We start from the raw sequence: 24092 nt of genomic DNA on the forward strand, positions 1-24092 counted from the left end.
CTCAGAGGCGTTCAATGACGGTGGCAATGCCCATGCCGCCGCCGACACAGAGGGTCGCCAGGCCATAACGCAGGCGCCGCACCTCCAATTCGTCGAGCAACGTGCCAAGGATTGCGCACCCCGTGGCGCCCAAGGGATGGCCCATGGCGATGGAGCCACCGTTGACGTTGACCTTGGCGGGGTCGATGGCCATGTCCTTGATGAACTTGAGCACCACCGAGGCGAAGGCTTCGTTGACTTCGAACAGGTCGATGTCCTCCACCCGCAGCCCGGCCTTGGCCAGGGCCTTGCGGGTGGCCGGCGCCGGGCCGGTGAGCATGATGGTCGGGTCGGTGCTGGTGACGGCGGTGGCGACGATCCGGGCCCGGGGTTGCAGGCCCATGGCGCGCCCCTTGGCTTCGGAACCGATCAACATCAACGCCGCACCGTCGACGATGCCGGAACTGTTGCCCGGCGTGTGCACATGATGGATTCGTTCGACATGGCTGTAGACGCGCAGCGCCGTGCCATCGAAGCCCATCTGGCCCATGGCTTCGAAACTCGGCTTGAGCTTGCCCAGGCCTTCGAGCGTGGAGTCGGCACGGATGAATTCGTCGTGGTCCAGCAGCACGATGCCATTCTGGTCCCGCACGGCGACCAGAGATTTATTGAACGCACCGTCGGCCCGGGCGCGTGCCGCTTTTTGTTGGGAGTGCAAAGCGTAGCCGTCGACGTCTTCGCGGCTGAAGCCTTCCAGGGTGGCGATCAGATCGGCGCCGATGCCCTGGGGAACGAAGTGACCGTGCAGGTTGGATTGCGGGTCCAGCGCCCACGCGCCGCCATCGCTGCCCATGGGCACCCGGGACATGGACTCGACGCCGCCGGCCACCACCAGGTCTTCGAACCCGGAACGCACTTTCATGGCCGCCAGGTTCACCGCTTCCAGGCCCGAGGCGCAAAACCGATTGAGTTGCACGCCCGCCACGCTGACATCCCAATTGGCTACCAGCGCCGCGGTCTTGGCGATATCAGCCCCCTGCTCGCCCACCGGGGTCACGCAACCGAGCACGATGTCATCGACCTGGCTGGTGTCCAGATCCATGCGCTGCTGCAAGGCGCTGAGCAGGCCACCCATCAGGTTCACCGGCTTGACGCTGTGCAAGGCGCCATCGGCCTTGCCCTTGCCACGGGGCGTGCGTAATGCGTCGAAAATCAAAGCTTGGGTCATGACGTCCTCGAAACCACGGGGGTAATGCGATGCCTCCAACCATAAGCCCAGCGGCGCTGGATTCAATGACCACAGCGCTCAATGGCGTTGACGGCCACGCTCAGACGAACGGTAGCGAGCTATCGGGTTAACCGATTCAGGAGGGCAAGCTGTCTAGCAAAAGGGCCGGCAGGAAGGTGGCAATAGGCCTCATACCTTTTTTAGAGCCGCCCTCACCGAGCTGATATGAATTGGATCTAAGCCAAGGCGGCCGCGGCCCCTAATGTAATCCTTGTACAAGAAAGTCGTCGGGTTTTGCCGAGGCGCTTGTCAAACAGGAAGTGCAACGCCAGCCGCCATGGATATGCAGGCTGGCTTTTAGGAAATAACAATAAAGGCGGGTCAGCCATGTTCAAACATTCGAAAGTTCGCCAAGCCGGACTCATTCTCTTTGCCACGACGCTGCTGTTGATTTTGCCGAATATCACCAAGGTGATTGGCTGAATCCTGCGCGAGGGCATCTGCATCATTCGTTAGTTGTGTCGCCAAAAAATGTGACGGGTTCTCTGTTCGAGCCGCGATGGCTGTGCCAACCTTTGCGGCACCTCTCGACATGGAAGGCGAACGACTTGAAAGCTCTTATTGTGTTCGGGGCGTTGCTGCTCAGCACGCCCCTCTACGCCGCCCAACTGGTGCTGGAGTTGGGCGTGGGCACGCGCACCTGGCAAACCGAAGAACTGCTCAAACACCCGGACGCTCAAACGGTCCAGATCGCTGATGACGTTTCCTACAAGAAACCGATGAGCTATCGAGCCGTGCCGCTGGCGGCACTATTGACGGGCGTCCAAGCGGACGACCATCTGCAAGCCGTTGCCCTGGACGGCTTCGCTGCCGAAATGCCTGCAGCGCCGTTACTCAACAAGAATGGGGCCCGGGCCTGGCTGGCGATCGAGGACCCGGCCAAGCCCTGGCCGCCGCTGGGGGAAGGCAAGCACAGTGCCGGGCCTTTCTACCTGGTGTGGACCGATCCGCAGGCTGGCCACATCAGCCCGGAGCAATGGCCCTACGCCGTGGCGACCATCAAGCGCCTGTCAGCCGTGGCCGAGCGCTTTCCGGCCCTGCTGCCGGCGTCCAACCTGGCCAAGGACGACCCGATCAATAAAGGTTTCGAGCTGTTCCAGAAAAACTGCCTGGCGTGCCACCGGCTCAATGGCGCAGGCGACGCGCAGTTCGGCCCAGACTTGAACATCCCCTTCAACCCGACCGAATACTTCTCCGGGGATTTCCTCAAGCGCTACATTCGCGACCCGCAAGCGCTGCGTCGCTGGCCCCAGGGCAAGATGCCCGGGTTCTCGGCTGCGGTGCTGCCGGACTCGGAGCTGGATTTGCTGGTGGGTTATTTGAAGCATATGGCGGGACGCAAGCAGCCATTGGCCCCGTGAGATTGCTTTTTTTGTGGCGAGGGGATTTATCCCCGCTGGGGCGCGAAGCGGCCCTGAACCCAGACTCAGCAGTGTGCCAGACGGATTGAGTTGTCTGTTTTGGGGCTGCTTTGCAGCCCAGCGGGGATAAATCCCCTCGCCACAAAAGCTCCCCCGTTGAAGGGTTATCAGGCCCCCGTCGGTAATTCACCCACGTACCGCGTGGGCACTGGCTCGCGCGGCGCCGAGGCAGCTGTAGATACTGACCGGGTTGGCCGCTTCCCGGGCAAAGAAATGCAGCAGGCGCTCGGAAACAGCAGGTCGGCTTCGCGCACCGCCATCTTCGCAAGCAAGCCCGCTCCCACACAGGATTGCCAATGGTGGTGTGGCTCGCACATGAAAACGGCCGACACAAAGGTCAGCCGTTGCTGTGGTGGCGGTGAGTGACTGTCAGGCCTGCAGGCGCCGGATCTCTTGCTTGACACCCCAGCCCTCGATCACACCACCCAGGGGTTCAACGACTGCCTCGAAGTCTTGCTCGAAGTCACCAATGTCGTCGTAAGTGGCGTACATCACCCGGCTCAGTTCCAATGACCAAGCGCCGTCGTCCCGTGCACTGATCTGCGCGTTCAACGATTCTCCCCGAAAATGACCTGCCGCCCTGCGCGCCCGCTCCTCGTCCGGGAAAATGGCGTAGAACTCAATGGGATGGAATCGGGAAAAATCGAAACCGCCTTCTTTCATGCGGCGCAATACGCTGGTGCTGATGTCTTCTTGATAGGCTGTGCTCATGAAACGTCCTCCTGAAACCAATGGATAGACTTTCCGTCTTCCCGTGCATGAAGCCCTCAGGCTGCAAGCGGTACGGCATCAAATAACCGTCGGGACACAAGCATGTAGCTGACAAGACCGGACCTTGGCGATCCTTTCGCTGATCTCAATTGCAGAGTAGCCGCAAGTGGCAGCCACTGCCAAGCGAGACCAGGCAGCGTTTCATGAAATCGGTGTAATGCTGAGAATTTCAATGCTGTTTTGGGACTTGAGATTCTTGACAGTCGGGTCCTCGGTGCGATTTTCCAAGTCGTTGAGATCCAGTCGCTTGAGCACTGGAAGCAATCTTTCGCGAATCAATTGGGCGGCCTGCTCCATGGTGGGCTCCCGGTCATGGTCGAACTGCTCGACGGTGGTTTCACCGTGATCGTCGATGAAAGTGATTTCCCACTTTTGCATCAGTGTCTCCTTGATCAATTCAGGGGCTGGCTTACCTTTATCTCGACATTGGTGGCCGGTCGATCGTTCCGCCGGGTGTCTGGACGGCAGACATGAAAAGACCGCCTCTGGGGCGGTCTCTTGCAGTGCAGCCGTGGCCGATCACTTTTCGGCGCGTTCCCTCAAGGCTTTCAAGGTGTTGAACGGCGCATCCACCACGAACTTGTTCGCCAGCCAGGACGGTACGTCACCCCCTGGTTCGGTGTGGACCTGATAGATCACCTCGACCTGGTCGGCGCCCTTTGGCGTGAACTTCCAGAAACCGTCGACCTGGGTCACCCGCACGAAACCTTTCTCCTCGGGGAGGTATTTCGGCACGCCCTTGAGCTTGCGGGTCAGGCTGCCGTCGGCGCCCTCCTCGGTGGTGACTTCCAGCACCGAGTCCCGGGACGTCACCGGCCATGGTGTGTTGAATTGAGTGTAGGTCCAGCTCTGATTGCCCTCGTGCTTGAGCAGTTTCTGGCTCTTGCATTCATGAATCCAGGCGCAGGCACCGGGAACGTCTTCCTGCAGGGCCCGCAGCTTGGCCATGGTGGTCTTCATCACCGTCACGCCGCGGTAGGCCTTGTATTTGGAGCCCGCCACTTCACTGAGGGAGACCTTGATACCGTCCTTCTCCTTGGCAACCTGCCAGTCCTCTGCCTGAGCGGTGGCCGTTGCCAGCAACACGGTCAACCCACACAACACAGCCATACGATGCAGCGAACCCATAGTTCTTTTCCTTATTGTCCAAGTTCGTTCGGTTAGATCCGTTCATTGACTCATTACGCTGCCGTGATTTGTTCCCACCAACCGATCAGCCGGATGGCCTCTTCACTGCTGCTACCGCACACCTCGATGTCGGCTTCGAACGCCGAGCACACTGCCGGACGTTCCGGCTGGCCGAAGATCCGGCACAGGTTATCGACCGACAATTGCGCGCAACGTTCTCCCGCCGGCTTGCCTTGGGGCATGCCAGGGATAGGTGAGCTGATGGAAGGCGCGATGCAACAGGCGCCACAGCCTTCACGGCATTTCATGACGACAACATCCTCACGACAGGTAATGGTTGGTAACAGAACACAGAGTAACGGCTAAAACACTCGTTTTAAATTACCGTCTGCGTGTTTTTTTGCCCACGGCGAGATGACCGAAGGGTCAGCGACGAGCGACAGGCCTGTCGAAGGTTTATTGCTTGAATTCGAAATCCAGCGCCGCGCCTTCCACCTCATAGCGCTCCTGGTTGCGCAGCGGCAGTTGCATTTCATTGCTCAACAAACGGCCATTGAGCTGAAACGGCCCGGGTTTCTCGCCGAACATCGACGGCAAGAGGGGCTCACGCTTGGACTGCACCACCTTACCCGGTGGCTGCAGTTTCTCGACCATCTCACGGGGCAGGCTCAGGTCCAGCTTGGCCGGCGGCAATGGGGTCTTGGCGACCTCGCGGGCGGATTTGCTCTTGGAAGCGATGGGCGCGCGCTTTTTCTTCGCGGGAGCTGCCTTTTTAGTGGAAGGCTTCTTGGCCACTGCCGTTTTTTTCGACGTATCTTTCGTGGCACTGGCAGCCGGTTTTTCCTGCGCTGGCGTTGCCGCGACCACGCCTCCCATGTGGAAGGCGCTCAACAGGCCGATCAAAACCCAGGCAGCAGGAACAATGGCTTTCATAGACACAACGGCACTGACGACAGGGACCCCCATGCTCGCCTGATAATGAGACGCTGACAAGCACATCGAGCCAAGCCGCTGACGTCTAAAGAAATCCGTTGGCCGTCTCTTGGCACAATTGAGTGGCCAACAGCCCCAGCGTCATCAAGGCCCGCTCCGCCTCACGGTTCCAGGGTGTGCCGCAGTTCAAGCGAATGCAGTGGTTGAACTGCTCGGTGTTACTGAAAATCAGCCCTGGCGCGATACTGATGCCTTGTTGCAACGCCCGCACATGCAACTCCTGGGTATTGACCCGCCCCGGCAGGCTGACCCACAGGATGAAACCTCCGGTGGGACGGCTCATCTGCGTGCCTTCGGGGAAGTACTGTTGCACCGCCAGCTGGAAGGCGCTGAGGTTCTTGCGGTACTCCTGGCGGATATAGCGCAAGTGCCGGTCATAGCCGCCATTTTCCAGATACGCGGCAATGCCCATCTGCGTGACGCTGCAGGCCGAGTGCGTGCTGAAGGTCTGGAGCCGCTGGATTTCCTGCTGGAATTTGCCCGCGATCATCCAGCCGATGCGCACACCTGGCGACAACGTCTTGGAAAAACTCGAACAGTAGATGACCCTGTCCAGTCGGTCGTAGGCCTTGAGGGCCTTGGTGCGCCCCTGTTCGAACATCAACTCGCCATAGATATCGTCCTCGACGATCTGGATATCGAAGTCCGACGCCAGGCGCAGCAGTTGCTTTTGCCGCTCTTCGGGCATGGTTCCGCCCAGAGGATTGCTCAGGCGCGTGGTCAGCACCAGCGCTTTGATCGACCACTGGTTGGCCGCCAGCTGCAAGGCCTCCAGGCTCATGCCGGTGACCGGGTCGCTGGGGATCTCGATGACCTTGAGGCCCAACAGATCCGCCAGTTGCAGCAAGCCGTAATAGGTCGGCGATTCGGCGGCGATCAAGTCCCCCGGTCGCGTCAGCACTCGCAAGGACATTTGCAGCGCATCGACACAGCCGTGGGTGATCACCACCTCGGAAGGGTCCACCACGACACCGGCATCGCGCATGCGAATCGCCACTTGGCGGCGCAACGGCTCGAAGCCCGGGCTGAACATGTAGCTGAACGCCCGCGGGCTGTGGAAACGCGTGACCTTGGCCAACTGCTGATGCAGGGCCCGGACAGGCAGATAGTCGACGCTCGGCACCGCCGCGCCCAAGGGAAACACCCCTTCGCGGCGCGACTCGACCAAAACTTGCTGGATGATGCTGCTGCGCGTCACCAGCCCTGGACGCTCTACCCGGGCAATGTCTGGCGTCGGCGCCGTCAGGGCGGGCGTCTGGTGCACGTAATAGCCCGACTGCGGCCGTGCGCGAATCAGCCCCTGGTCTTCAAGGTTGGCGTAGGCCTGCAACACCGTGGCATGGCTGACATTGAGCTGCGAGCTCATCTTGCGCACCGAAGGCACGCGTTCACCGGGCTGATACACACCGCGCCGGATGTCTTCAGCCAGCTGTTGAGCAATACGTTGATAGAGCAGAAGGTTGGTCATGACGCAGCACTCGATTTCACGGGCATTTTATTCTTGTCGGAAACGATACCGGAACAGTTTAGAAGTGTACTGGGACAGTTGCCAGATTACTCGACAGTACAGTGGAGTGACAGCTCTAACTGTACTCGTCATGCATCGATTGCAGGGCCAAAAAAACCCGGCGCCTTTTACAGGGGCCGGGTTTTCCAGTGACGCAGCCCTCAGCGGGCGGCGCCGAGCTGGCCTTTTTCGTCGGAGAACACAATTTCAACGCGACGGTTCTGTGCCCGGCCACGCTCGGAGGCGTTGACGTCTACCGGGTATTGATCACCGTAGCCTTCGACCTGGATACGTTTTTCGTCTATCCCCAGGTCCACCAGCACATCCGCCACCGCTTGCGCGCGGTCGCGAGACAGCTTGAGGTTTTCCTGCTTGCCGCCGGTGCTATCGGTGTACCCCTCGATACGGACCACGCGCTTGGGGTTGAGCTGCAGGAACTGCACGATCTTGAGCACGACCCGGTTGGCCGAACTCTTCAGTTCCGCTTCGCCGGTGTCGAACAGCACGTCACCCAAGGTCATCACCAAACCGCGATCGGTTTGTGTGGTCGCCATCGCCATGATCTGTTCTTCAAGCCATTTGCCCTGCTGCTGCACGCTCAGCAATTTGGATTCACGCAGGGCCAGTTGCAGTCGCTGGCGTTCCAGTTCGAGTTTCGCCGCGCGTTCTTCGTTGAGCACCTGGTTGCTGTGCTCCCGGGCGATCGCACTGTAGCGCTGGCTCAGGTAGGCGTAATGCTGCACATCTTCGCCGCTGCCCCAATAGCTGGACAAACGATCGGCACGGGCCAGGGATTCGCCAGCGCGGATCACGTCCCGGGGCGCGGCACGCAAGACGTTGGCGTCTTCCTTGACCTTCTGGAAGTCGGTGCTGGCCTGCTCCAGCGCCGCTTCACTGCGCTGGCCGGCGCAGCCATACAAGCTGGCCAGGCCAGCGAGGACCAGGCCGCCCAATACGTGGGAGTGCTTCATTGGGCATCCTCCCGCAACTGTTTGCGCAAGCGCTTGATGCGGGTGTCGAGCACGTTCAGTTGCTCCTGGCTCTTGAGGGTCAGCACCTTCGCTTCGGCCAGGCGGGCGTCCAGTTCGGCCTGTTCGGCCCGCATGCGCGCCTTCTTGTAGGATTCGTCGGCCATGTTGGATTTGGCGCGGGCGAATTTTTCTTCAGCCAGTTTCAATTCGGGCACTTCGTCGGCAGTGGCGCCAACGGCCCGGGCTTGCTCCAGTGCCTGTTCGGTCAGGCGGATCTGTTCATTCGGCGCTGGATCGGCTGCGCAACCCGCCAGAGCCAGAACGGCCAGGGCAGCGAAAAGAGGTCGAATAGTCACTAATGTTCCCTACTGTTTTGGGGCGCTGACAGATGGCTGCAACTGTGTATTCCAACGCTCGAGATTGCGTTGCAACACAGCCTCCACCAGGCCGGACGCGGCCAATTCTGTCATCTTTTGCGCCAGCTGTCCGCGTAACCATGGGTCATTGCAGGCGGAGTTATGGGAAATCGCGAGAAACAGCCCGGGTTTGTCCACCGGTTGCGGTGCGGCTTGCAGGTCGTTGGCCATCCCCAGTGTCTGCGCCATTGCCAGGCCCGAGTAGCGCCCCGCCAGGACATATTCCACCTCGCCCAGCAGCAGTTTCTGAAAGGCCTGGGTCAGGTTGGGCGTGCGCACCAGGGACAATTGCTGCTCGGCAAAGACGCCGAATCCCTGGGTCATTCGGGCCTTTTCCGACAAGGCCCCGGGATGACCGTGAAGGTCTGCGGGCTGGTTGATGACCAGCGTCGAGTCCTTGCGGGTCCAGACCAGGTGATCGTTTTCGAGCAAGGGCGGATGAACGTAATCCATCACTTCAAGCCCGCTGGTCGTCAACGGAGCGTCGGTGAGCAGGTCCATGCGACCACTGCGCACTTCGTCCAACGCCTGAGCGCGCTTGCCGGCATACAGCAGTTCGATCTTGATCCCCAGTTCTTGCGCGACGTGCGCCAGCAGGTCGGCACCGGCGCCAATCAAGTGCTTGGGGTCCTGAGGGTCCTGCCAGAGATAGGGCGGCGCATCCGGGCTGCCGGTGGCGATCAGTCGTTCACATTTGCCGGCGGCGACAGACAGGCCTGGCACGAGCGCCAACGTCCACAGCAACGACCAGCCAGCCAAACGGCTCAGATCCATGGCAATACGCTCCTCTGATGCGCAAATAAAAAGCCCGGCCAAAGGGCCGGGCTCTTTATAAGTGAAGACGCGGGATTAGACCAGCTTCTCCAGCTCAGGGATGGCTTCGAACAAGTCCGCGACCAGGCCGTAGTCGGCCACCTGGAAGATCGGCGCTTCTTCATCCTTGTTGATCGCAACGATCACCTTGGAGTCTTTCATGCCGGCCAGGTGCTGGATCGCGCCGGAGATACCGACGGCGATGTACAGCTGTGGCGCAACGATCTTGCCGGTCTGGCCGACCTGCATGTCGTTGGGTACGAAACCAGCGTCGACCGCGGCGCGGGAGGCGCCGACGGCGGCACCCAGCTTGTCGGCAAGGGCGTACAGGTGCTTGAAGTTGTCACCGTTCTGCATGCCACGGCCGCCGGAAACGACGATCTTGGCGGCGGTCAGTTCAGGACGATCGGACTTGGCCAGTTCTTCGTTGACGAAGCTGGAGATGCCGGCGTCGTGGGTAGCGCCTACCGCTTCAACAGCAGCCGAACCACCTTCTGCGGCAACCGGGTCGAAACCGGTGGCGCGGACGGTGATGACCTTGACCGCAGCGCTCGATTGCACGGTGGCAATGGCGTTGCCGGCGTAGATCGGACGCTTGAAGGTATCGGCGCTTTCTACCGAGATAATTTCGGAGATCTGGTCGACGTCCAGTGCAGCGGCCACGCGCGGCAGGATGTTCTTGCCGTTGGAGGTGGCTGCAGCCAGGATGTGGCTGTAGCCCTTGCCCAGCTCGGCTACCAGTGGCGCGACGTTTTCCGGCAGTTGGTGAGCGTAGGCGGCGTTGTCAGCCGACAGCACTTTGGCCACGCCAGCGATTTTCGCAGCGGCTTCAGCCACGGCGCCAGCGCCCTGGCCAGCCACCAGCACGTGAATATCGCCACCGATTTTAGCGGCAGCAGCAACGGTGTTCAGCGTAGCCGGAGCCAGCGCCTTGTTATCGTGTTCGGCGATTACCAAGATAGTCATATCAGATTACCTTCGCTTCGTTTTTCAGTTTCTCGACCAGTTCAGCCACCGACTTGACCTTGATGCCCGCGCTGCGTGCAGCCGGCGCTTCGACCTTGAGGGTCTTGTTGGTGGAGGCGGTGGAAACGCCCAAAGCGTCAGGCGTCAGCACTTCAAGCGGCTTCTTCTTGGCTTTCATGATGTTTGGCAGCGACGCATAACGCGGCTCGTTCAAACGCAGGTCGGTGGTGACGATCGCTGGCAGTTTCAGGGAAACGGTCTGCGCGCCGCCGTCGATCTCGCGGGTCACGGCAACGCTGTCGCCGGACACTTCGACCTTGGACGCGAAGGTGCCCTGACCGTAGCCGCTCAATGCCGCGAGCATCTGGCCGGTCTGGTTGTTGTCGCTGTCGATGGCCTGCTTGCCGAGGATCACCAGCGATGGCTGTTCCTTGTCGACTACGGCCTTGAGCAGCTTGGCCACGGCCAGGGAGGTCAGGTCTTCGGCGGATTCGACGAGGATGGCGCGATCGGCACCCAGTGCCAGCGCGGTGCGCAGTTGTTCCTGGGCGGTGGTCGGGCCGATGGAGACGACGACGATCTCAGTCGCCACGCCTTTTTCCTTCAGGCGCACGGCTTCTTCTACGGCGATTTCGCAGAAAGGGTTCATCGACATCTTGACGTTGGCGAGGTCGACGCCGGAGTTGTCCGCCTTGACGCGAACCTTGACGTTATAGTCGACCACTCGTTTGACAGCTACAAGAACCTTCATGGATTCCTCGTTACTCTCCGGTGAAAAAAAGTCGCCTAGGCGAACCTGGCGGTTGATGCTCATGGGCGCAAGGGCACCTCTAAAAACGCCGGCATGAACCACACATGACCCAGCTCACGGGAGTGAAGACCATTCGTCAGTGATGACCGATGAGTCATTCATTATCGCGGCGTGTAAACTGCGCGTCAGAACCACGCAATGCGTCACTTTGTGCTGCCTTCGCCCTGTCTTTAGAGGTGCTCTTGAAACCAACAGTCAGCCTACGGCGAGCGCAAAACCGCCCGTATCTTGACCGGAACGCCTATTCCGGTCAATACGGCAAAATGGTCAGTCATAAGCCGTACGTCAGTGATTTATCTGGGCTGCGGCAATTTCAAACAAACGTTTGTATTGGACCCTGAGAGTGGTGTAGATATAATGCGCCGCTTAAGAGAGACCCGCGTCTCATCCATTGTCGCTTTCGTCGCTTTTCGCGAAGGAAACAACGGATGCAACGCCAAACCTCCAATTAGAAAAAACCGTGAGCCTTGAGTAGGAGAGAGCCCCTGTGGAACGCGAATACATGGAATTCGACGTGGTCATCGTCGGCGCCGGCCCCGCTGGCCTGTCTGCCGCTTGCCGACTGAAACAGAAGGCCGCCGAAGCCGGTAAGGAAATCAGCGTCTGCGTGGTCGAAAAAGGCTCCGAGGTCGGTGCACACATCCTCTCCGGTGCGGTGTTCGAGCCCCGCGCCCTGAACGAATTGTTCCCGGACTGGAAAGAACTCGGCGCCCCGTTGAACACGCCTGTAGTGCGCGATGACATTTATGTCCTGAGAAACGCCGAGGCCGCGAGCAAAATCCCTGACTTCTTCGTGCCCAAGACCATGCACAACGAAGGCAACTATATTATTTCCCTGGGCAACCTGTGCCGCTGGCTGGCCCAGCAGGCCGAGAACCTGGGCGTGGAAATCTACCCGGGTTTCGCCGCCCAGGAAGCGTTGTTCGACGAGAACGGCGTGGTGCGCGGGATCATCACCGGCGACCTGGGTGTCGACCGCGAAGGCAACCCGAAGGAAGGCCTCTATACCCCTGGCATGGAACTGCGTGGCAAATACACGCTGTTCGCCGAAGGCTGCCGTGGCCACATCGGCAAGCAACTGATCAAGCGCTTTAACCTGGACAGCGAGGCCGACGCCCAGCACTACGGCATCGGCCTGAAGGAAATCTGGGAAATCGACCCGGCCAAGCATCAACCCGGCCTGGTGGTGCACACCGCCGGCTGGCCGCTGGACATCATGGGCACCGAGAACACCGGCGGTTCCTTCCTCTATCACCTGGAAAACAACCAGGTGGTGGTCGGCCTGATCGTCGACCTGTCCTACAGCAACACGTTCCTGTCGCCGTTCGACGAGTTCCAGCGCCTCAAGCATCACCCAGTGCTCAAGCAGTACCTGGAAGGTGGCAAGCGTGTCAGCTATGGCGCCCGAGCATTGGCCAAGGGTGGTATCAATTCGCTGCCGAAAATGGTCTTCAAGGGTGGCGCATTGATCGGCTGCGATCTGGGAACCATGAACGTTGCCAAGATCAAGGGCAGCCATACCGCGATGAAATCCGGCATGCTCGCCGCCGAGTCGGTGGCTGAAGCGTTGCTATCCGGCGGCGAAGGCGGGGATGAATTGACCAGCTACGTCGACCGCTTCAAAGCCAGCTGGCTCTATGAAGAATTGTTCGCCAGCCGCAACTTCGGCCCGGCGATCCACAAATACGGCGCCATCATCGGCGGCGGTTTCAACTGGATCGACCAGAACATCTTTGGCGGCAAAATACCGCTCACCCTGCACGACACCAAGCCCGACTACGCCTGCCTCAAGCTGGCAGCCGATTGCAAGAAAATCGACTACCCGAAACCGGACGGCAAGATCAGCTTCGACAAACTCAGCTCTGTGTTCATCTCCGGTACCAACCACGAAGAAGAACAGCCCTGCCACCTGAAGCTGACCGACCCGAGCATCCCGATCAGCAAGAACCTGCCGCTGTACGACGAACCGGCCCAGCGCTACTGCCCGGCCGGCGTGTACGAAGTGGTGACCAAGGAAGACGGTGAGAAACGCTTCCAGATCAACGCCCAGAACTGCGTGCACTGCAAGACCTGTGACATCAAGGACCCTTCGCAGAACATCACTTGGGTGTCACCGGAAGGCGCTGGCGGACCGACTTACCCGAACATGTAAGCCGTTGAGCTGAACATCAAGGCTCCCGCAATGGGGGCCTTTTTGTTGCCTGCCATCGAAGAAACACCGCTGCCCGATGTGGGAGCGAGCAAGCCCGCTCCCACAAGAAATTTCAGAGACTCAGGCCGCGCGCTCTTCCCCGGGGTTGCGCTCGAAGTAGCGCTTGTACTCCCGACTGAACTGCGACGAGCTCTGATACCCCACCTGGTGGGCGACCTGGGCCACGCCCATGCCCTCGATGAGCAGCAGCCGTTGGGCCTTGAGCAAGCGCAAGCGCTTGAGGTACTGCACGGGCGACAGCAAGGTGCTGCGCTTGAAATGCTCGTGGAAGGTCGAAGCGCTCATGTTCGCGCAACTGGCCAAGGTCTCGACGTTCAGCGGCTCGGTGAAGTGCGCATGCAAATGGCTCAGGGCCGCGGCAATCCGGGCGAACTGGCCTTGCTGCTCCACCAGCGCCCGCAGCACATCGGCCTGGGGCCCGCGCAACGCGACGAACAGCAACTCCCGCAGCCGCGCCTGGCCCATGACCTGGCATTCCAGTGGATCGTGCAGGCAGCGCAGCAAGCGTTCGACACACCCACGCATGGCGTCATCGAGCACGGCGCAGGTCATCGATTCCGGTGTCTGGGGCGCCAGGCTCCGCCCCGGCACCAGCCCCATGGCCAGCACCAGTTCCCCCAACATCGCCCGATCGATCGCAACGGAAACTCCAAGCAGCGGAGCATTGGGCATGGCGTAGGTTTCGCATTCGAACGGCACCGGCAAGGCCTGGATCAGATAGTGCCCGGCACCATATTCCATAGTGCGCGGCCCCAGGTACGCCAACTTGCTGCCCTGGGCGATGATCACAAGACTCGGCTCGTAGAGCTGCGGACCACGGGCGACGTCCTGGCTGGCGCGAAGCGCTTGCACGCCGGGCAGTCGCGTAGGGACGAAACCGTCGCGGGTCGCCAGGGGTTCTATCAGTGAAACCAGCGTGGCGTTGGCATCGAGATGACGGGTCAACAACATGGGCGAAAACTTCACGAAAAAAGGGATGAAACCATCATCGCAGCTCTGACGCCACAGAGGATCAAATCCTGGCCAAGACCGGAGGATTAGGCATGACAGGCGGAGGAATCGCCATCGCCGCCGGCCGCCAGGACTCCCAGAATGAACCCCTCACCGTTCACAGCTTAGCGAGGTCCATCATGTACACAGCCATCGGATATGCCGCTCAATCGGCCACCACTCCCCTCGCCCCCATGAAGTTCGAGCGTCGCAGCCCGCGAGCCGACGATGTGGCGATCGACATTCTCTACTGCGGCGTCTGCCATTCCGACATCCACCAGGCCCGCAATGAATGGGGCATCGCCGTTTACCCGCTGATGCCCGGCCATGAAATCATCGGCAAAGTCACCGCCGTCGGTGCGAATGTCACCCGCTATAAAGCAGGCGACCTGGTCGGTGTGGGCTGCATGGTCGACTCCTGCCGCGAGTGCGAAGCCTGCCGCGCTGACTTGGAACAATACTGTTTCGAAGGCATGACCCAGACCTACGCCAGCCCGGACCGCGTGAGTGGCGGCCACACCATGGGCGGTTACTCCAACAGCATAGTAGTCAGCGAGCACTTTGTGCTGCGCATTCCGGCAGCACTCGACCCGGCCAGCGCCGCGCCACTTCTCTGCGCCGGCATCACCACCTACTCGCCCCTCAAGCACTACGGCGTGAAGGCTGGCGACAAGGTTGGCGTGCTGGGCATGGGCGGCCTGGGCCACATGGGCATCAAGTTCGCCAAGGCCATGGGCGCAGAAGTGACGTTGTTCACCCGCTCGGCGAGCAAGGCCGAAGAAGCCCGTCGCCAGGGTGCGGACCATGTGATCGTGTCCACCGACGCCGAACAGATGGCCGCCGCAGCCGGACGATTCCACTTCCTGCTGGACACCATTCCGGTGCAGCACGACCTCAATCCCTACCTCGACACGCTGCGCTTCGACGGCGTACACATCATCGTAGGCCTGGTCGAACCGGTCGAACCGCCTGTACATGCGGCAAAACTGATCATGGGTCGCCGCGTCCTGGCCGGCTCGCTGATCGGCGGTGTCGCGGAAACCCAAGAGGTGCTGGATTTCTGCGCCGAACACCACATCAGCTGCGACATTGAAATGCTCGACATCCGCCAGATCAACGAGGCCTACAGCCGCATGATCGCCGGGGATGTGAAGTACCGCTTCGTCATCGACATGGCCACGCTCAAGGCCTGACGTTCGTCAAACCTTGGCGCCCAGTTCCGCCGACAGCCGGGCTGTGACCCCTTTGACCAGGGGAATCAGCTCGGCCATCTTTTCCAGCGGCATGTACGGCACGGTGCTGGCGATACTGATACCGGCGACGATGCGCTTGCCGGCGTCACGGATCGGCGCCGCTACACAGCGAATCGACGGCTCGTTGTCCTCCAGGTCGAAGGCATAACCCCCCGCCACATATTCAACCATCCGTTGCTGGAACTGCTCCCAGGATTGCTCTTGATGCTGGGGCCAGAACTGATTCTTCCCACCGGCTGGCAGGCTGATTTCATACAGCCGCTTCCATTGTTCCTGAGTGTCATCGAGCATCAGCGCCTTGCCGATCCCGGTGCGCGCCAACGGCATGCGATGGCCTACGCGCGAGCGCATTTCCGGGCCGTTGCGCCCAGGGTTCTTCAACAGGTACAAGACTTCGTCACCTTCGCGAATCGCCAGGTGAACGGTGTCCCCGGTGAGCGCCGACAGCTCGTCCAGATACGGCCCCGCCAGGCTCACCAATGGCAACTCTTCCCGGGCCTGAAAGCCCAGCTCGATCAATTTCGGCCCCAGCAGGTAGCCCACTTGCGGCACCACGCGCAGATAACGTTCGTCCACCAGGCAACTGGCCAGGCGATGGGTGGTGCTGCGGGTGGTGCCGATCAGCCGGGCGATTTCCTTCAAGTCGCGGGCGCCGCTGGCGACCGCCTGGACCACACCCAGACCACGCAACAATGTCTGCGTGCCTGTGGGCGCGGCGTCCTTGGTGATTTTTGGATCGTCTTGCTGCATAGCCGGCCTTCAACAGTGAGCGGGGAACGGGCGGCATTATGGTCGCCCGCCCCGTCGGACTACAACTCGATGCGCTCGACCTTCCCGACCAGCAGAATGTAGGACAGCGCGCCAGCCAGTGCCAGAACAGCGATATAGGTGATGGCCGGGGCAAACGAATCGCCGCTGGCGAGAAAGCCTATGACGATCGGCGTGGCGATGGCCGCCAGGTTGCCGATGAGGTTGAACACCCCTCCCGTCAGCCCGAGCAACCGCGCCGGCGCCAAGGTGGAGACCAGCGACCAGGTGATCGACGCCAGGCCATTGCCGAAGAACGCCAGGGCCAGGAAGGCGATCACCAGCGGCGTCGACTCGACAAAGTTGGCGCCGATGATCGAGGTCGAGATCAGCAACCCGCCAATGATCGGCAGCTTGCGCGCAAACCCCACGGTGGCGCCGCGCCGAATCAACCAGTCGGAGAAGAACCCGGAGCACAGCACGCCGACAAACGCCGCGAGGAACGGCAACGAAGCCAGCAGGCCGGACTTGATGAAGTCCATGCCGCGATATTTCACCAGGTAGGTCGGGAACCACGTCAGGAAAAACCACAGCGTGGAGTTGAGGCAGAACTGCCCCAGGTAAATGCCCCATAACTTGCGCTGGGTCAGGACAGTCCCCAGGTCGGTCCAGCTGAATTTCGCCTTGGCCTTGGCGGTATCGGCCTGGATATCCACCAACCCGCCGCCTTCGCGGATCAGTTCGATTTCGGCGGCGTTGGCGCCTTTGAAATCCCGTGGCTCGCGATACACCGCGTACCAGATCGCCGCCCAGAGAATGCCCACCGCGCCCGTGGCGACAAACACCATGTGCCAACCGAAGGTGTGTTGCAGCCAGGCCAATACCGGGGTCAGGAAAGCCAGCCCGACAAACTGCCCGGAGGTGTAGAAACCGATGGCCGTGGCCCGCTCGCGCTCAGGAAACCAGGTGGTGACCACGCGGCTGTTGATCGGATAAGCCGGTGCTTCCAGGGCACCGACCGCCATGCGCAGCACGAACAACGCGATGAAACTGGCGGCAAAACCCAGCATCACCGTGGCCACCGACCACAACAGCAGTGCCACGCTGTACAGAATGCGCGGCGGCACCCGGTCCACCAGCCAGCCACCGGGGATCTGCATGGCGGCGTAGGTCCAGCCGAATGCCGAGAAAATCAGCCCGACGTGGATCGGATCGATGCCCAGGTCGCTGGTCAATGCCGGGGCGGCGATCGAGAGGTTGCTGCGGTCCAGGTAATTGATCACCACGGTGATGAACAGCAGGACCATGATGAAAAAACGCTTGCGGCTGGGCGTCACCAACGACGCCTGCGCGCTCAGGGTGTGCGCTTGCATGTGAGGTGCCTCTTTTTATATTTGTCGAATACGGCAAGGATTGAGCAAGACCCTGTGGGAGCAAGACCCTGTGGGAGCAAGACCCTGTGGGAGCAAGACCCGTGGGAGCAAGGCTTGCCCGCGATAAACGATGACCCGGTCTGCCTGGAAAACGCATCACCTGCATCGCGGGCAAGCCTTGCTCCCACAGAGCCCCTTGCTCCACAGGAGTCTTTTGCTCCTGAAAGGATTCCTATCAGAGTGATCAGGCGCAAATCACCACTCGGCAAAACTGCCATCGGCATGGCGCCAGATCGGGTTGCGCCAGCGGTGGCCGATGGCCGCGCGTTCGATGACGTACTCTTCGTTGATCTCGATGCCCAGGCCCGGGCCATTCGGGATCTTCACAAAGCCCTTGTCGTAGTCGAACACCTGCGGATCCTTGATGTAATCCAGCAAATCGTTGCTCTCGTTGTAGTGGATCCCCAGGCTCTGCTCCTGGATGAACGCGTTGTAGCAGACCGCATCCAGTTGCAGGCACGCTGCCAGGGCGATGGGGCCCAGCGGGCAGTGCAGCGCCAGCGCCACGTCGTAGGCCTCGGCCATGTTGGCGATCTTGCGGGTTTCGGTGATACCGCCGGCGTGGGACGCATCCGGCTGGATGATGTCCACGTAGCCTTCGCTGAGTACACGCTTGAAGTCCCAGCGCGAGAACAACCGCTCGCCCAGGGCAATCGGGGTGCTGGTCAGCGGCGCCAATTCCTTGAGGGCTTCGTAGTTTTCGCTGAGCACCGGCTCTTCGATGAACATCAGCTTGTAGGGGTCGAGTTCCTTCATCAGGACCTTGGCCATCGGCTTGTGCACCCGGCCGTGGAAGTCCACGCCAATGCCGACGTTTGGCCCCACTGCGTCGCGCACCGCCGCGACGTTGGCCAGGGCCAGGTCGACTTTTTCATAGGTGTCGAGAAACTGCAGCTCTTCGGTGCCGTTCATCTTCACCGCCGTGAAGCCCCGCGCCACGGCTTCTTTCGCCGCGCGAGCGGTGTCTGCCGGCCGGTCGCCGCCGATCCACGAATACACTCGAATCTTGTCGCGCACCTGGCCGCCCAGCAGGTCGCTGACCGACACACCCAGGGCCTTGCCCTTGATGTCCCACAACGCCTGGTCGATACCGGCCAGGGCACTCATGTGAATGGCCCCGCCGCGGTAGAAGCCGCCGCGATAGAGCACGGTCCAGATGTCCTCGATATTGCGTGGGTCTTTGCCGATCAGGTAGTCGGACAATTCCTCGACAGCCGCCGCCACCGTGTGGGCACGGCCCTCGACCACGGGCTCGCCCCAACCGGTCACGCCCTCGTCGGTCTCGACCTTGAGGAAGCACCAGCGCGGCGGAACGATAAACGTGGTCAGTTTGGTGATTTTCATCTTGTTGTCTCTCTTGTCAGATGCAGCGCACGGGGCGCTGGAAAAGTCTTCAGATCAAGGCATTCCATGCGGCCACGTAGGCCTTGGCGCGCACCGCCACTTCATCCGCTGTCAGGCCCGGCTTGAACAGCCCGGAACCGAGGCCGAAACCCTTGACGCCGGCTTCGACGAACACCGCCATGTTCTCTGGCGTAATCCCGCCCACCGGCACCAACACGGTCCCGGCCGGCAGCACCGCAAGCCAGGCCTTGACCACCGCCGGGCCCATTTGCTCGGCGGGGAACATCTTCAGTACATGGGCGCCTTCGGCCAGCGCGGCAAAGGCTTCGGTGGGCGTGGCGACGCCTGGCGACAGGTACAAGCCCGCCGCTTTCGCCGCCCGCAGCACCTTCGGATCACTGTGAGGCATGACGATCACTTGGCCGCCTGCGGCTTTCACCTGCTCGACCTGTTCCGGCGTGAGCACGGTACCGGCACCGATCAGGCAATCGGCGGGCAAGGTACTGCGCAGGATGCGAATGCTTTCGTACGGCTCGGGGGAATTGAGCGGCACTTCGATGACGCGAAATCCGGCGCCGTACAGGACTTCGCCGATGGCCGCCGCCTCTTCGGGACGCAGACCACGCAGGATCGCGATCAGCCCGTTGTGCGCCAGTGCGTGTGTGAGCATGTCAGACCTCCAGTCAGGTTCAGGGGGCGGTGGAATCGAGCAACCCGGCCGCCACGGCCAGTTGCCACAAACCGCGTTCGGTGGCCTGTTCGGCCAGGATCACCCGGGCGAAGCCGCAGGCGTCGAGGGCCCGTTGATAACGGACACAGAGTTGAGAGTTGCCGATCAGCACCACTGTCGGCAGATGGAGGCTGTCACGTCGCCGACGCTGCACCTCGGCCAGCGCCGCCAGCTCATGGCCGATCAGCAGGCCCGAGAGGTAATCGGCCTGGGCGCTGGCCTGCAGTTCGCCGGTCAAGCCCAGGCTTCGGGCGCTGAACACCGTGGACAACGGTCCGATCTGACCATCTACCGACAACGCCACCTGCACGCCACGATCAAAGGCCACGCCATCGAAGGTCGCACTCCGTTGCTGGGTGCGGCCGAGAATGCTGTGGTCACTGAGCACGGCGAAGATCTCGCCGGTCATGAAGGTGTCGAAATGCACGATGCAGCCATCGGCCACTTCCACCCATTTCGAATGACTGCCGGGCAGGCCGATCAGCACCGCTTCGTCCGGCAGGCTGTGCAAGGCACCGAGCACCTGGGTTTCTTCACCGCGCATGACATTGGGCAAATGTGAACGCTGGATCACGCCGGGCACGATGTGCACATCGACACCGCGAAGGCTGCGAACGGTTTGTAGGGAATGTCCGAGGTTGGCGACGTTGGCCGGTGTGTCGCAGTAAGGCGCTTCACGCCAGCCCTGAGCACTGCCGACCATGCCGCAGGCAATCACAGGCAAGCCTGGCTGTGCACCGAGCCAGTCGCCGCAGGCCTCGTCGAAGGCCAGTTCGAAACCGTCGATGCACACCCGGCCGGCCACGGTTCGCGGCCCGGAAGGCAACTGCATGATCCCCGATGACAGCGAGCGCTGCTCGAGCACCTCGCCACCGGCTGCCAGTTTGTAAGCCCGTAATGAGGTGGTCCCCCAATCGAGCGCGATCAATTGCGCCTGCATCCGCTTCACCTGTTCTGTTTTTTGGCAGTGAGTGCAACGGACTATAAACCTGGGCGTGACAACATCTCAATATATAAATATCACTCCCATATATTGGGATTTAATCAACCAACCATAAAGCCAATCGCCATCTGCCCAAGACCCTGCTACGTTTCTGATCGGACGCCAAACAACTCAGGGAAAAAGTGATGGGACAACAGCTGAAAATCCTCGGCCGCACTTCCTCTATCAACGTCAGAAAAGTGTTGTGGACCTGCCAGGAATTGGAAATCGCCTACGAACGCGAAGACTGGGGGATTGGTTTTTCTTCGACCCAAGACCCGGATTTCCTGGCCTTGAATCCCAACGCCCAGGTGCCGGTGATCATTGATGAGAACGGTGTGCTCTGGGAGTCGAACACCATTTGCCGCTATCTGGTGGGCAAGCATGGGCCCAACGACCTGCTGCCTGTCGAGCCTGCCGCACGGGCGCGTGTCGAGCAGTGGATGGACTGGCAAGCCACAGAACTCAACCCGTCATGGGGCTACGCATTCCACGCCCTGGTACGCAAGAATCCGGACTTCCAGGACCCGCAGCGCATCGCCGCCGGCGTCAAAGGCTGGAACGAGAAGATGGGGTTGCTGGAGCAGCAATTGAACCGCACCGGCGCCTATGTGGCCGGTACGGCGTTTTCCCTTGCAGACGTGCTCATCGGCCTGTCCGCACATCGTTGGCGCCAGACACCCATGGAGCGTCCGGACTATCCAGCGGTGGCCGCCTATTGCAAGCGGCTCGAACAGCGTCCCGGATTTGCCGAGTACGCATCCAGCGCATACTCATGAATGTCAATTACCGTGGGCAAAATCCCGTAGCACCTTGCCATCCATCCGGTAGCGCACCCACTCTTCCTGGGGTTGCGCGCCGAGGGACTTGTAGAACTCGATGGCCGGCGTGTTCCAGTCCAGCACACTCCATTCGAAGCGCCCGCAATCGTTGTCACAGGCGATCTTCGCCAGGTGGCGCAGCAACGTCTTGCCCGCCCCGCCACCGCGCTGGTCAGGCGTGATGTACAGGTCTTCGAGGTACAGGCAGTTGCTGCCCAGCCAGGTGGAATAACTGAAGAAAAACACCGCGAAGCCAATCGGCACGCCATCACGCAGGCAGATCAACCCGTGGGCCGTTGCACCTTCGCTGAACAGGCTGCGCTCGATGTCGGCCACACTGGCGATGACTTCGTGGCGGGCCTTTTCGTAATCGGCCAACTCGGTGATGAAGACAAGGATTTGAGGCGCATCGCTGGGTTGCGCAGGACGGATCTCGATCGACATGAACAGGCCTTGTAGCCAATTGAAAGCGCCATACTAAGCCGCTGCGTGCCGCTCGTCACATATCGATCCAACTATTTGATCGCGACGCACGCCTCTTTCAGAAGCGCCATTCGTCGCGCCCCAGGCACCAACCCAAATCCAGCGAGGCCCAAGATCAGGTAAGCATTCTGAAAAATGGAGGCGACACCCATGATCACTTCAAGGCTGACTGCAATCACCTTCGCTGCGCTGCTGTCCTCTGTGGCCTTCGCAGCTTCCACCTCCGGCACCGGGCCGACCGATCCCGTGCAAGCGCCCAACTCCCCCGCCACGCAAGGCCTGCCCAAGTTGAACACCGACGGCACCGGCGGCGGCCTGAACAATGGCCAGCCACCCGCCACTGGCACCGATCCGCGCGTGCAGGGTAATGACACAGGGCGCCAGGGTGGCATGAATACACCGGACTCGACTGCACCTGATAATGCCGAGACTGGAGTGGGCTCGAAAACCACGACCGGTGGTTCGGGCTCCGAAGGTGGCGCCGCCAGCCAATAGCCTCTGCTCAGACATTTGAGGAGGAACATCCCATGCCTCGTGGAAGCAAAGACAAATACACCGACAAGCAAAAGCGCAAGGCTGAGCACATCGAAGAGAGCTACGAGAAAAAAGGTGTGCCGGAGGGCAAAGCCGAGGCACGAGCCTGGGCCACGGTCAACAAGCAGTCGGGTGGCGGCGAGCGCTCAGGTGGCTCCGGTAAGAAAAAACCGGCCGAGGCCAAGCAATCCGACCGCAAGGAATCCGCCCGACGCGCCGCCAAGACCCGCGAAGGTCATCCGCGCACCAGCAAGGCCTCCCACGGGGCCCAGACCGTGGATAGTCTGATGAAAGAAGCCCGGGCGAAAAACATTCCCGGGCGCTCGAAAATGCGCAAGCAAGAGCTGGTCGAGGCGTTGCGCAAGGCGGGGTGATTGTCGGCGTCAGGGAGGACGCCTTCGCGAGCAAGCTCGCTCCCATATTGGATCTGCGCTGTGCCGGGGTTCTGCGCCCTGGCACAAAATCCTGTGTGGGAGCTTGCTCGCGATGGCGGTAGGTCAGTCGCCAGTGTTCGCCGTTGTTCAGCGTTGTTTCAACCGGTCGATCACCACCGCCAGCAGCAGGATCGAGCCACGGATGACGTATTGGTAGAAGGTGTCGATGTTCTTCAGATTCATCGCGTTTTCGATGATCGCCAAAATCAGCACGCCTGCGATGACGTGGCGAATCATGCCGATACCACCGCTCAACGACACCCCACCCAACACGCAAGCCGAGATCACCGTCAGCTCGAAGCCTTGGCCGATCATCGGTTGGCCCGAGGTCATGCGCGATGCCAGGATCACCCCAGCCAGGGCACCGATCACGCCATGCACGGCGAAGATGATGATCTTGGTGCGATCAACGTTCACCCCGGCCAACAACGCCGCTTCCTGGTTGCCACCAATGGCCATGGTGTTGCGCCCATAGGTGGTGTAGTTCAGCAGCCAGCCGAAAAACAGGAAGCAGACGATGGTAATCAGGATCGGCACTGGTACGCCGAACAATTGACCGTTGCCGAACACGAAGAACGACTCCTGGGACACACCCACCGCTTTGCCGTTGGCGAAGATGTAGGCCAGGCCACGGACGATCTGCATCGTTGCCAGCGTGGTGATCAACGCATTGACCCGCAGCTTGGCGATGACGATGCCATTGATCAGGCCAACGATCAGCCCCATCACCAGCGCCGCGCTGATGCCGAGGAACACGCTGTTGGTGTCGCGCATCACCACCGCCGCGACCACGCCGGCACAGGCAATCACCGAACCGACCGACAAGTCGAAGTGCCCGGACGCCAGGCAATACAACATCGTGCAGGCCGCGATGCCGGTGGTAGAGATCGCCAGGCCCAGGCCGCGCATGTTCAAGGGTGACAGGAAGTTGTCGATCATCAGGGTACAGAGCACGAAGATGCCGGCGGCCGCCAGCAGCATGACCCAGTCATCCAGGAAACGGCGCAGGTCCAGGGGTTTGCGTGCCGTTGGCAGTGCATTGTTTTGAATGGTCATGATTTACCT

At 60.9% G+C, this 24092-nt stretch carries 26 protein-coding genes and 1 pseudogene; 6 read left to right on the forward strand and 21 right to left on the reverse strand.

All coding sequences use genetic code 11. The features are described from left to right. Position 1 precedes the first annotated feature (1 nt). Positions 2-1207 carry an acetyl-CoA C-acetyltransferase gene (locus AC09SL_RS14965; protein ID WP_058544279.1) on the reverse strand — a complete coding sequence of 402 codons (1206 nt, stop codon included), beginning with the start codon at positions 1205-1207 and terminating at the stop codon, positions 2-4. 608 nt (positions 1208-1815) lie between these two features. On the opposite strand from AC09SL_RS14965, the gene AC09SL_RS14970 reads away from it, so the two are divergent. After that, the gene (locus AC09SL_RS14970) at positions 1816-2628 is read left to right on the forward strand and encodes a c-type cytochrome (protein WP_058544280.1); all 813 of its coding nucleotides are present in this window, start codon (positions 1816-1818) and stop codon (positions 2626-2628) included. 189 nt (positions 2629-2817) lie between these two features. On the opposite strand, the pseudogene AC09SL_RS14975 reads toward AC09SL_RS14970, so the two are convergent. From AC09SL_RS14975 to AC09SL_RS15030, 12 genes and pseudogenes are all read right to left on the reverse strand, one after another. Then, positions 2818-2976 (reverse strand): annotated as a pseudogene (locus tag AC09SL_RS14975) (alpha-E domain-containing protein); the annotation flags it as partial. 81 nt (positions 2977-3057) lie between these two features. Further along, positions 3058-3399 (reverse strand): ribonuclease E inhibitor RraB, encoded by a 342-nt coding sequence (locus AC09SL_RS14980; RefSeq protein ID WP_003179463.1) that lies wholly within the window; start codon positions 3397-3399, stop codon positions 3058-3060. 201 nt (positions 3400-3600) lie between these two features. Beyond that, positions 3601-3837 (reverse strand): hypothetical protein, encoded by a 237-nt coding sequence (locus AC09SL_RS14985; protein ID WP_058544281.1) that lies wholly within the window; start codon positions 3835-3837, stop codon positions 3601-3603. Between the two features lie 141 nt (positions 3838-3978). Further along, entirely contained in the window at positions 3979-4587 is a 609-nt protein-coding gene (locus AC09SL_RS14990; RefSeq protein WP_058544282.1) for an START domain-containing protein, read from the reverse strand. A 53-nt stretch (positions 4588-4640) separates the two neighbouring features. After that, a complete protein-coding gene (locus AC09SL_RS14995) occupies positions 4641-4895 on the reverse strand; it encodes a YkgJ family cysteine cluster protein (protein WP_003204182.1) in 255 nt (84 codons plus the stop codon). A gap of 148 nt (positions 4896-5043) precedes the next feature. Further along, positions 5044-5520: a hypothetical protein gene (locus tag AC09SL_RS15000; protein WP_058544283.1), complete on the reverse strand. Its 477-nt coding sequence runs from the start codon at positions 5518-5520 to the stop codon at positions 5044-5046. Between the two features lie 85 nt (positions 5521-5605). Beyond that, a complete protein-coding gene (locus AC09SL_RS15005; RefSeq protein ID WP_014339472.1) occupies positions 5606-7048 on the reverse strand; it encodes an aminotransferase-like domain-containing protein in 1443 nt (480 codons plus the stop codon). A gap of 200 nt (positions 7049-7248) precedes the next feature. Further along, a complete protein-coding gene (locus tag AC09SL_RS15010) occupies positions 7249-8058 on the reverse strand; it encodes an OmpA family protein (protein ID WP_058544284.1) in 810 nt (269 codons plus the stop codon). Further along, a complete protein-coding gene (locus AC09SL_RS15015; protein ID WP_003204190.1) occupies positions 8055-8414 on the reverse strand; it encodes a DUF4398 domain-containing protein in 360 nt (119 codons plus the stop codon). The genes AC09SL_RS15010 and AC09SL_RS15015 overlap by 4 nt, the downstream gene beginning before the upstream one ends. 9 nt (positions 8415-8423) lie before the next feature. Further along, on the reverse strand, positions 8424-9248 hold the full coding sequence (locus tag AC09SL_RS15020) for a substrate-binding periplasmic protein (protein ID WP_058544285.1): 825 nt from the start codon (positions 9246-9248) through the stop codon (positions 8424-8426). Positions 9249-9323: 75 nt separating this feature from the next. Continuing rightward, positions 9324-10253 (reverse strand): electron transfer flavoprotein subunit alpha/FixB family protein, encoded by a 930-nt coding sequence (locus AC09SL_RS15025; RefSeq protein WP_058544286.1) that lies wholly within the window; start codon positions 10251-10253, stop codon positions 9324-9326. Between the two features lies 1 nt (position 10254). Further along, the gene (locus AC09SL_RS15030) at positions 10255-11004 is read right to left on the reverse strand and encodes an electron transfer flavoprotein subunit beta/FixA family protein (protein WP_014339477.1); all 750 of its coding nucleotides are present in this window, start codon (positions 11002-11004) and stop codon (positions 10255-10257) included. Between the two features lie 547 nt (positions 11005-11551). On the opposite strand from AC09SL_RS15030, the gene AC09SL_RS15035 reads away from it, so the two are divergent. Next, positions 11552-13216: an electron transfer flavoprotein-ubiquinone oxidoreductase gene (locus AC09SL_RS15035; protein WP_058544287.1), complete on the forward strand. Its 1665-nt coding sequence runs from the start codon at positions 11552-11554 to the stop codon at positions 13214-13216. A gap of 120 nt (positions 13217-13336) precedes the next feature. Here the strand turns inward: AC09SL_RS15035 and AC09SL_RS15040 are convergent, their stop codons facing one another. Next, positions 13337-14227, reverse strand: a complete 891-nt coding sequence (locus AC09SL_RS15040) for an AraC family transcriptional regulator (protein WP_058544288.1) — start codon at positions 14225-14227, stop codon at positions 13337-13339. A gap of 179 nt (positions 14228-14406) precedes the next feature. Here AC09SL_RS15040 and AC09SL_RS15045 point away from each other — a divergent pair, with 179 nt between their 5' ends. Then, a complete protein-coding gene (locus tag AC09SL_RS15045; RefSeq protein WP_058544289.1) occupies positions 14407-15459 on the forward strand; it encodes an NAD(P)-dependent alcohol dehydrogenase in 1053 nt (350 codons plus the stop codon). A 6-nt stretch (positions 15460-15465) separates the two neighbouring features. Here the strand turns inward: AC09SL_RS15045 and AC09SL_RS15050 are convergent, their stop codons facing one another. The 5 genes from AC09SL_RS15050 to AC09SL_RS15070 all read right to left on the reverse strand — a co-directional run bounded on the left by AC09SL_RS15050 (position 15466) and on the right by AC09SL_RS15070 (position 20713). Further along, the gene (locus AC09SL_RS15050) at positions 15466-16269 is read right to left on the reverse strand and encodes an IclR family transcriptional regulator (RefSeq protein WP_058544290.1); all 804 of its coding nucleotides are present in this window, start codon (positions 16267-16269) and stop codon (positions 15466-15468) included. A 59-nt stretch (positions 16270-16328) separates the two neighbouring features. Further along, positions 16329-17639: an MFS transporter gene (locus AC09SL_RS15055; RefSeq protein ID WP_058544291.1), complete on the reverse strand. Its 1311-nt coding sequence runs from the start codon at positions 17637-17639 to the stop codon at positions 16329-16331. Between the two features lie 255 nt (positions 17640-17894). After that, positions 17895-19043 (reverse strand): galactonate dehydratase, encoded by a 1149-nt coding sequence (dgoD, locus tag AC09SL_RS15060; RefSeq protein WP_018613609.1) that lies wholly within the window; start codon positions 19041-19043, stop codon positions 17895-17897. Positions 19044-19092: 49 nt separating this feature from the next. Continuing rightward, positions 19093-19713 carry a 2-dehydro-3-deoxy-6-phosphogalactonate aldolase gene (locus tag AC09SL_RS15065; RefSeq protein WP_058546879.1) on the reverse strand — a complete coding sequence of 207 codons (621 nt, stop codon included), beginning with the start codon at positions 19711-19713 and terminating at the stop codon, positions 19093-19095. Positions 19714-19732: 19 nt separating this feature from the next. Continuing rightward, positions 19733-20713 carry a 2-dehydro-3-deoxygalactonokinase gene (locus AC09SL_RS15070; protein WP_058546878.1) on the reverse strand — a complete coding sequence of 327 codons (981 nt, stop codon included), beginning with the start codon at positions 20711-20713 and terminating at the stop codon, positions 19733-19735. 188 nt (positions 20714-20901) lie between these two features. On the opposite strand from AC09SL_RS15070, the gene AC09SL_RS15075 reads away from it, so the two are divergent. After that, positions 20902-21534, forward strand: coding sequence for a glutathione S-transferase family protein (locus AC09SL_RS15075; RefSeq protein ID WP_058546877.1), 633 nt, complete (start codon positions 20902-20904; stop codon positions 21532-21534). A gap of 3 nt (positions 21535-21537) precedes the next feature. Here AC09SL_RS15075 and AC09SL_RS15080 read toward each other — a convergent pair whose 3' ends face one another. Further along, positions 21538-22020, reverse strand: coding sequence for a GNAT family N-acetyltransferase (locus AC09SL_RS15080; RefSeq protein ID WP_058546876.1), 483 nt, complete (start codon positions 22018-22020; stop codon positions 21538-21540). Positions 22021-22209: 189 nt separating this feature from the next. Here AC09SL_RS15080 and AC09SL_RS15085 point away from each other — a divergent pair, with 189 nt between their 5' ends. After that, positions 22210-22554, forward strand: coding sequence for a hypothetical protein (locus AC09SL_RS15085; RefSeq protein WP_058546875.1), 345 nt, complete (start codon positions 22210-22212; stop codon positions 22552-22554). Between the two features lie 32 nt (positions 22555-22586). Next, positions 22587-22967, forward strand: a complete 381-nt coding sequence (locus tag AC09SL_RS15090; protein WP_058546874.1) for a Rho termination factor N-terminal domain-containing protein — start codon at positions 22587-22589, stop codon at positions 22965-22967. Between the two features lie 147 nt (positions 22968-23114). Here the strand turns inward: AC09SL_RS15090 and araH are convergent, their stop codons facing one another. Continuing rightward, positions 23115-24083, reverse strand: coding sequence for an L-arabinose ABC transporter permease AraH (araH, locus tag AC09SL_RS15095; protein WP_058546873.1), 969 nt, complete (start codon positions 24081-24083; stop codon positions 23115-23117). Positions 24084-24092: the final 9 nt, after the last annotated feature.

The sequence above is a fragment of the Pseudomonas sp. PF05 genome (assembly GCF_056521845.1).

What these genes read in the sequence shown, in the direction of transcription:
- araH (WP_058546873.1), bottom strand. Translation starts at nt 24,083, where the DNA reads ATGACCATTCAAAACAATGCACTGCCAACGGCACGCAAACCCCTGGAC.
- AC09SL_RS15025 (WP_058544286.1), bottom strand. Translation starts at nt 10,253, where the DNA reads ATGACTATCTTGGTAATCGCCGAACACGATAACAAGGCGCTGGCTCCG.
- AC09SL_RS15085 (WP_058546875.1), top strand. Translation starts at nt 22,210, where the DNA reads ATGATCACTTCAAGGCTGACTGCAATCACCTTCGCTGCGCTGCTGTCC.
- AC09SL_RS15045 (WP_058544289.1), top strand. Translation starts at nt 14,407, where the DNA reads ATGTACACAGCCATCGGATATGCCGCTCAATCGGCCACCACTCCCCTC.
- AC09SL_RS15090 (WP_058546874.1), top strand. Translation starts at nt 22,587, where the DNA reads ATGCCTCGTGGAAGCAAAGACAAATACACCGACAAGCAAAAGCGCAAG.
- AC09SL_RS15020 (WP_058544285.1), bottom strand. Translation starts at nt 9,248, where the DNA reads ATGGATCTGAGCCGTTTGGCTGGCTGGTCGTTGCTGTGGACGTTGGCG.
- AC09SL_RS14965 (WP_058544279.1), bottom strand. Translation starts at nt 1,207, where the DNA reads ATGACCCAAGCTTTGATTTTCGACGCATTACGCACGCCCCGTGGCAAG.
- AC09SL_RS15075 (WP_058546877.1), top strand. Translation starts at nt 20,902, where the DNA reads ATGGGACAACAGCTGAAAATCCTCGGCCGCACTTCCTCTATCAACGTC.
- AC09SL_RS14985 (WP_058544281.1), bottom strand. Translation starts at nt 3,837, where the DNA reads ATGCAAAAGTGGGAAATCACTTTCATCGACGATCACGGTGAAACCACC.
- AC09SL_RS15005 (WP_014339472.1), bottom strand. Translation starts at nt 7,048, where the DNA reads ATGACCAACCTTCTGCTCTATCAACGTATTGCTCAACAGCTGGCTGAA.
- AC09SL_RS15040 (WP_058544288.1), bottom strand. Translation starts at nt 14,227, where the DNA reads ATGTTGTTGACCCGTCATCTCGATGCCAACGCCACGCTGGTTTCACTG.
- AC09SL_RS15010 (WP_058544284.1), bottom strand. Translation starts at nt 8,058, where the DNA reads ATGAAGCACTCCCACGTATTGGGCGGCCTGGTCCTCGCTGGCCTGGCC.
- AC09SL_RS15050 (WP_058544290.1), bottom strand. Translation starts at nt 16,269, where the DNA reads ATGCAGCAAGACGATCCAAAAATCACCAAGGACGCCGCGCCCACAGGC.
- AC09SL_RS15065 (WP_058546879.1), bottom strand. Translation starts at nt 19,713, where the DNA reads ATGCTCACACACGCACTGGCGCACAACGGGCTGATCGCGATCCTGCGT.
- AC09SL_RS15030 (WP_014339477.1), bottom strand. Translation starts at nt 11,004, where the DNA reads ATGAAGGTTCTTGTAGCTGTCAAACGAGTGGTCGACTATAACGTCAAG.
- AC09SL_RS14995 (WP_003204182.1), bottom strand. Translation starts at nt 4,895, where the DNA reads ATGAAATGCCGTGAAGGCTGTGGCGCCTGTTGCATCGCGCCTTCCATC.
- AC09SL_RS15070 (WP_058546878.1), bottom strand. Translation starts at nt 20,713, where the DNA reads ATGCAGGCGCAATTGATCGCGCTCGATTGGGGGACCACCTCATTACGG.
- dgoD (WP_018613609.1), bottom strand. Translation starts at nt 19,043, where the DNA reads ATGAAAATCACCAAACTGACCACGTTTATCGTTCCGCCGCGCTGGTGC.
- AC09SL_RS15080 (WP_058546876.1), bottom strand. Translation starts at nt 22,020, where the DNA reads ATGTCGATCGAGATCCGTCCTGCGCAACCCAGCGATGCGCCTCAAATC.
- AC09SL_RS14990 (WP_058544282.1), bottom strand. Translation starts at nt 4,587, where the DNA reads ATGGGTTCGCTGCATCGTATGGCTGTGTTGTGTGGGTTGACCGTGTTG.
- AC09SL_RS15000 (WP_058544283.1), bottom strand. Translation starts at nt 5,520, where the DNA reads ATGAAAGCCATTGTTCCTGCTGCCTGGGTTTTGATCGGCCTGTTGAGC.
- AC09SL_RS14980 (WP_003179463.1), bottom strand. Translation starts at nt 3,399, where the DNA reads ATGAGCACAGCCTATCAAGAAGACATCAGCACCAGCGTATTGCGCCGC.
- AC09SL_RS15055 (WP_058544291.1), bottom strand. Translation starts at nt 17,639, where the DNA reads ATGCAAGCGCACACCCTGAGCGCGCAGGCGTCGTTGGTGACGCCCAGC.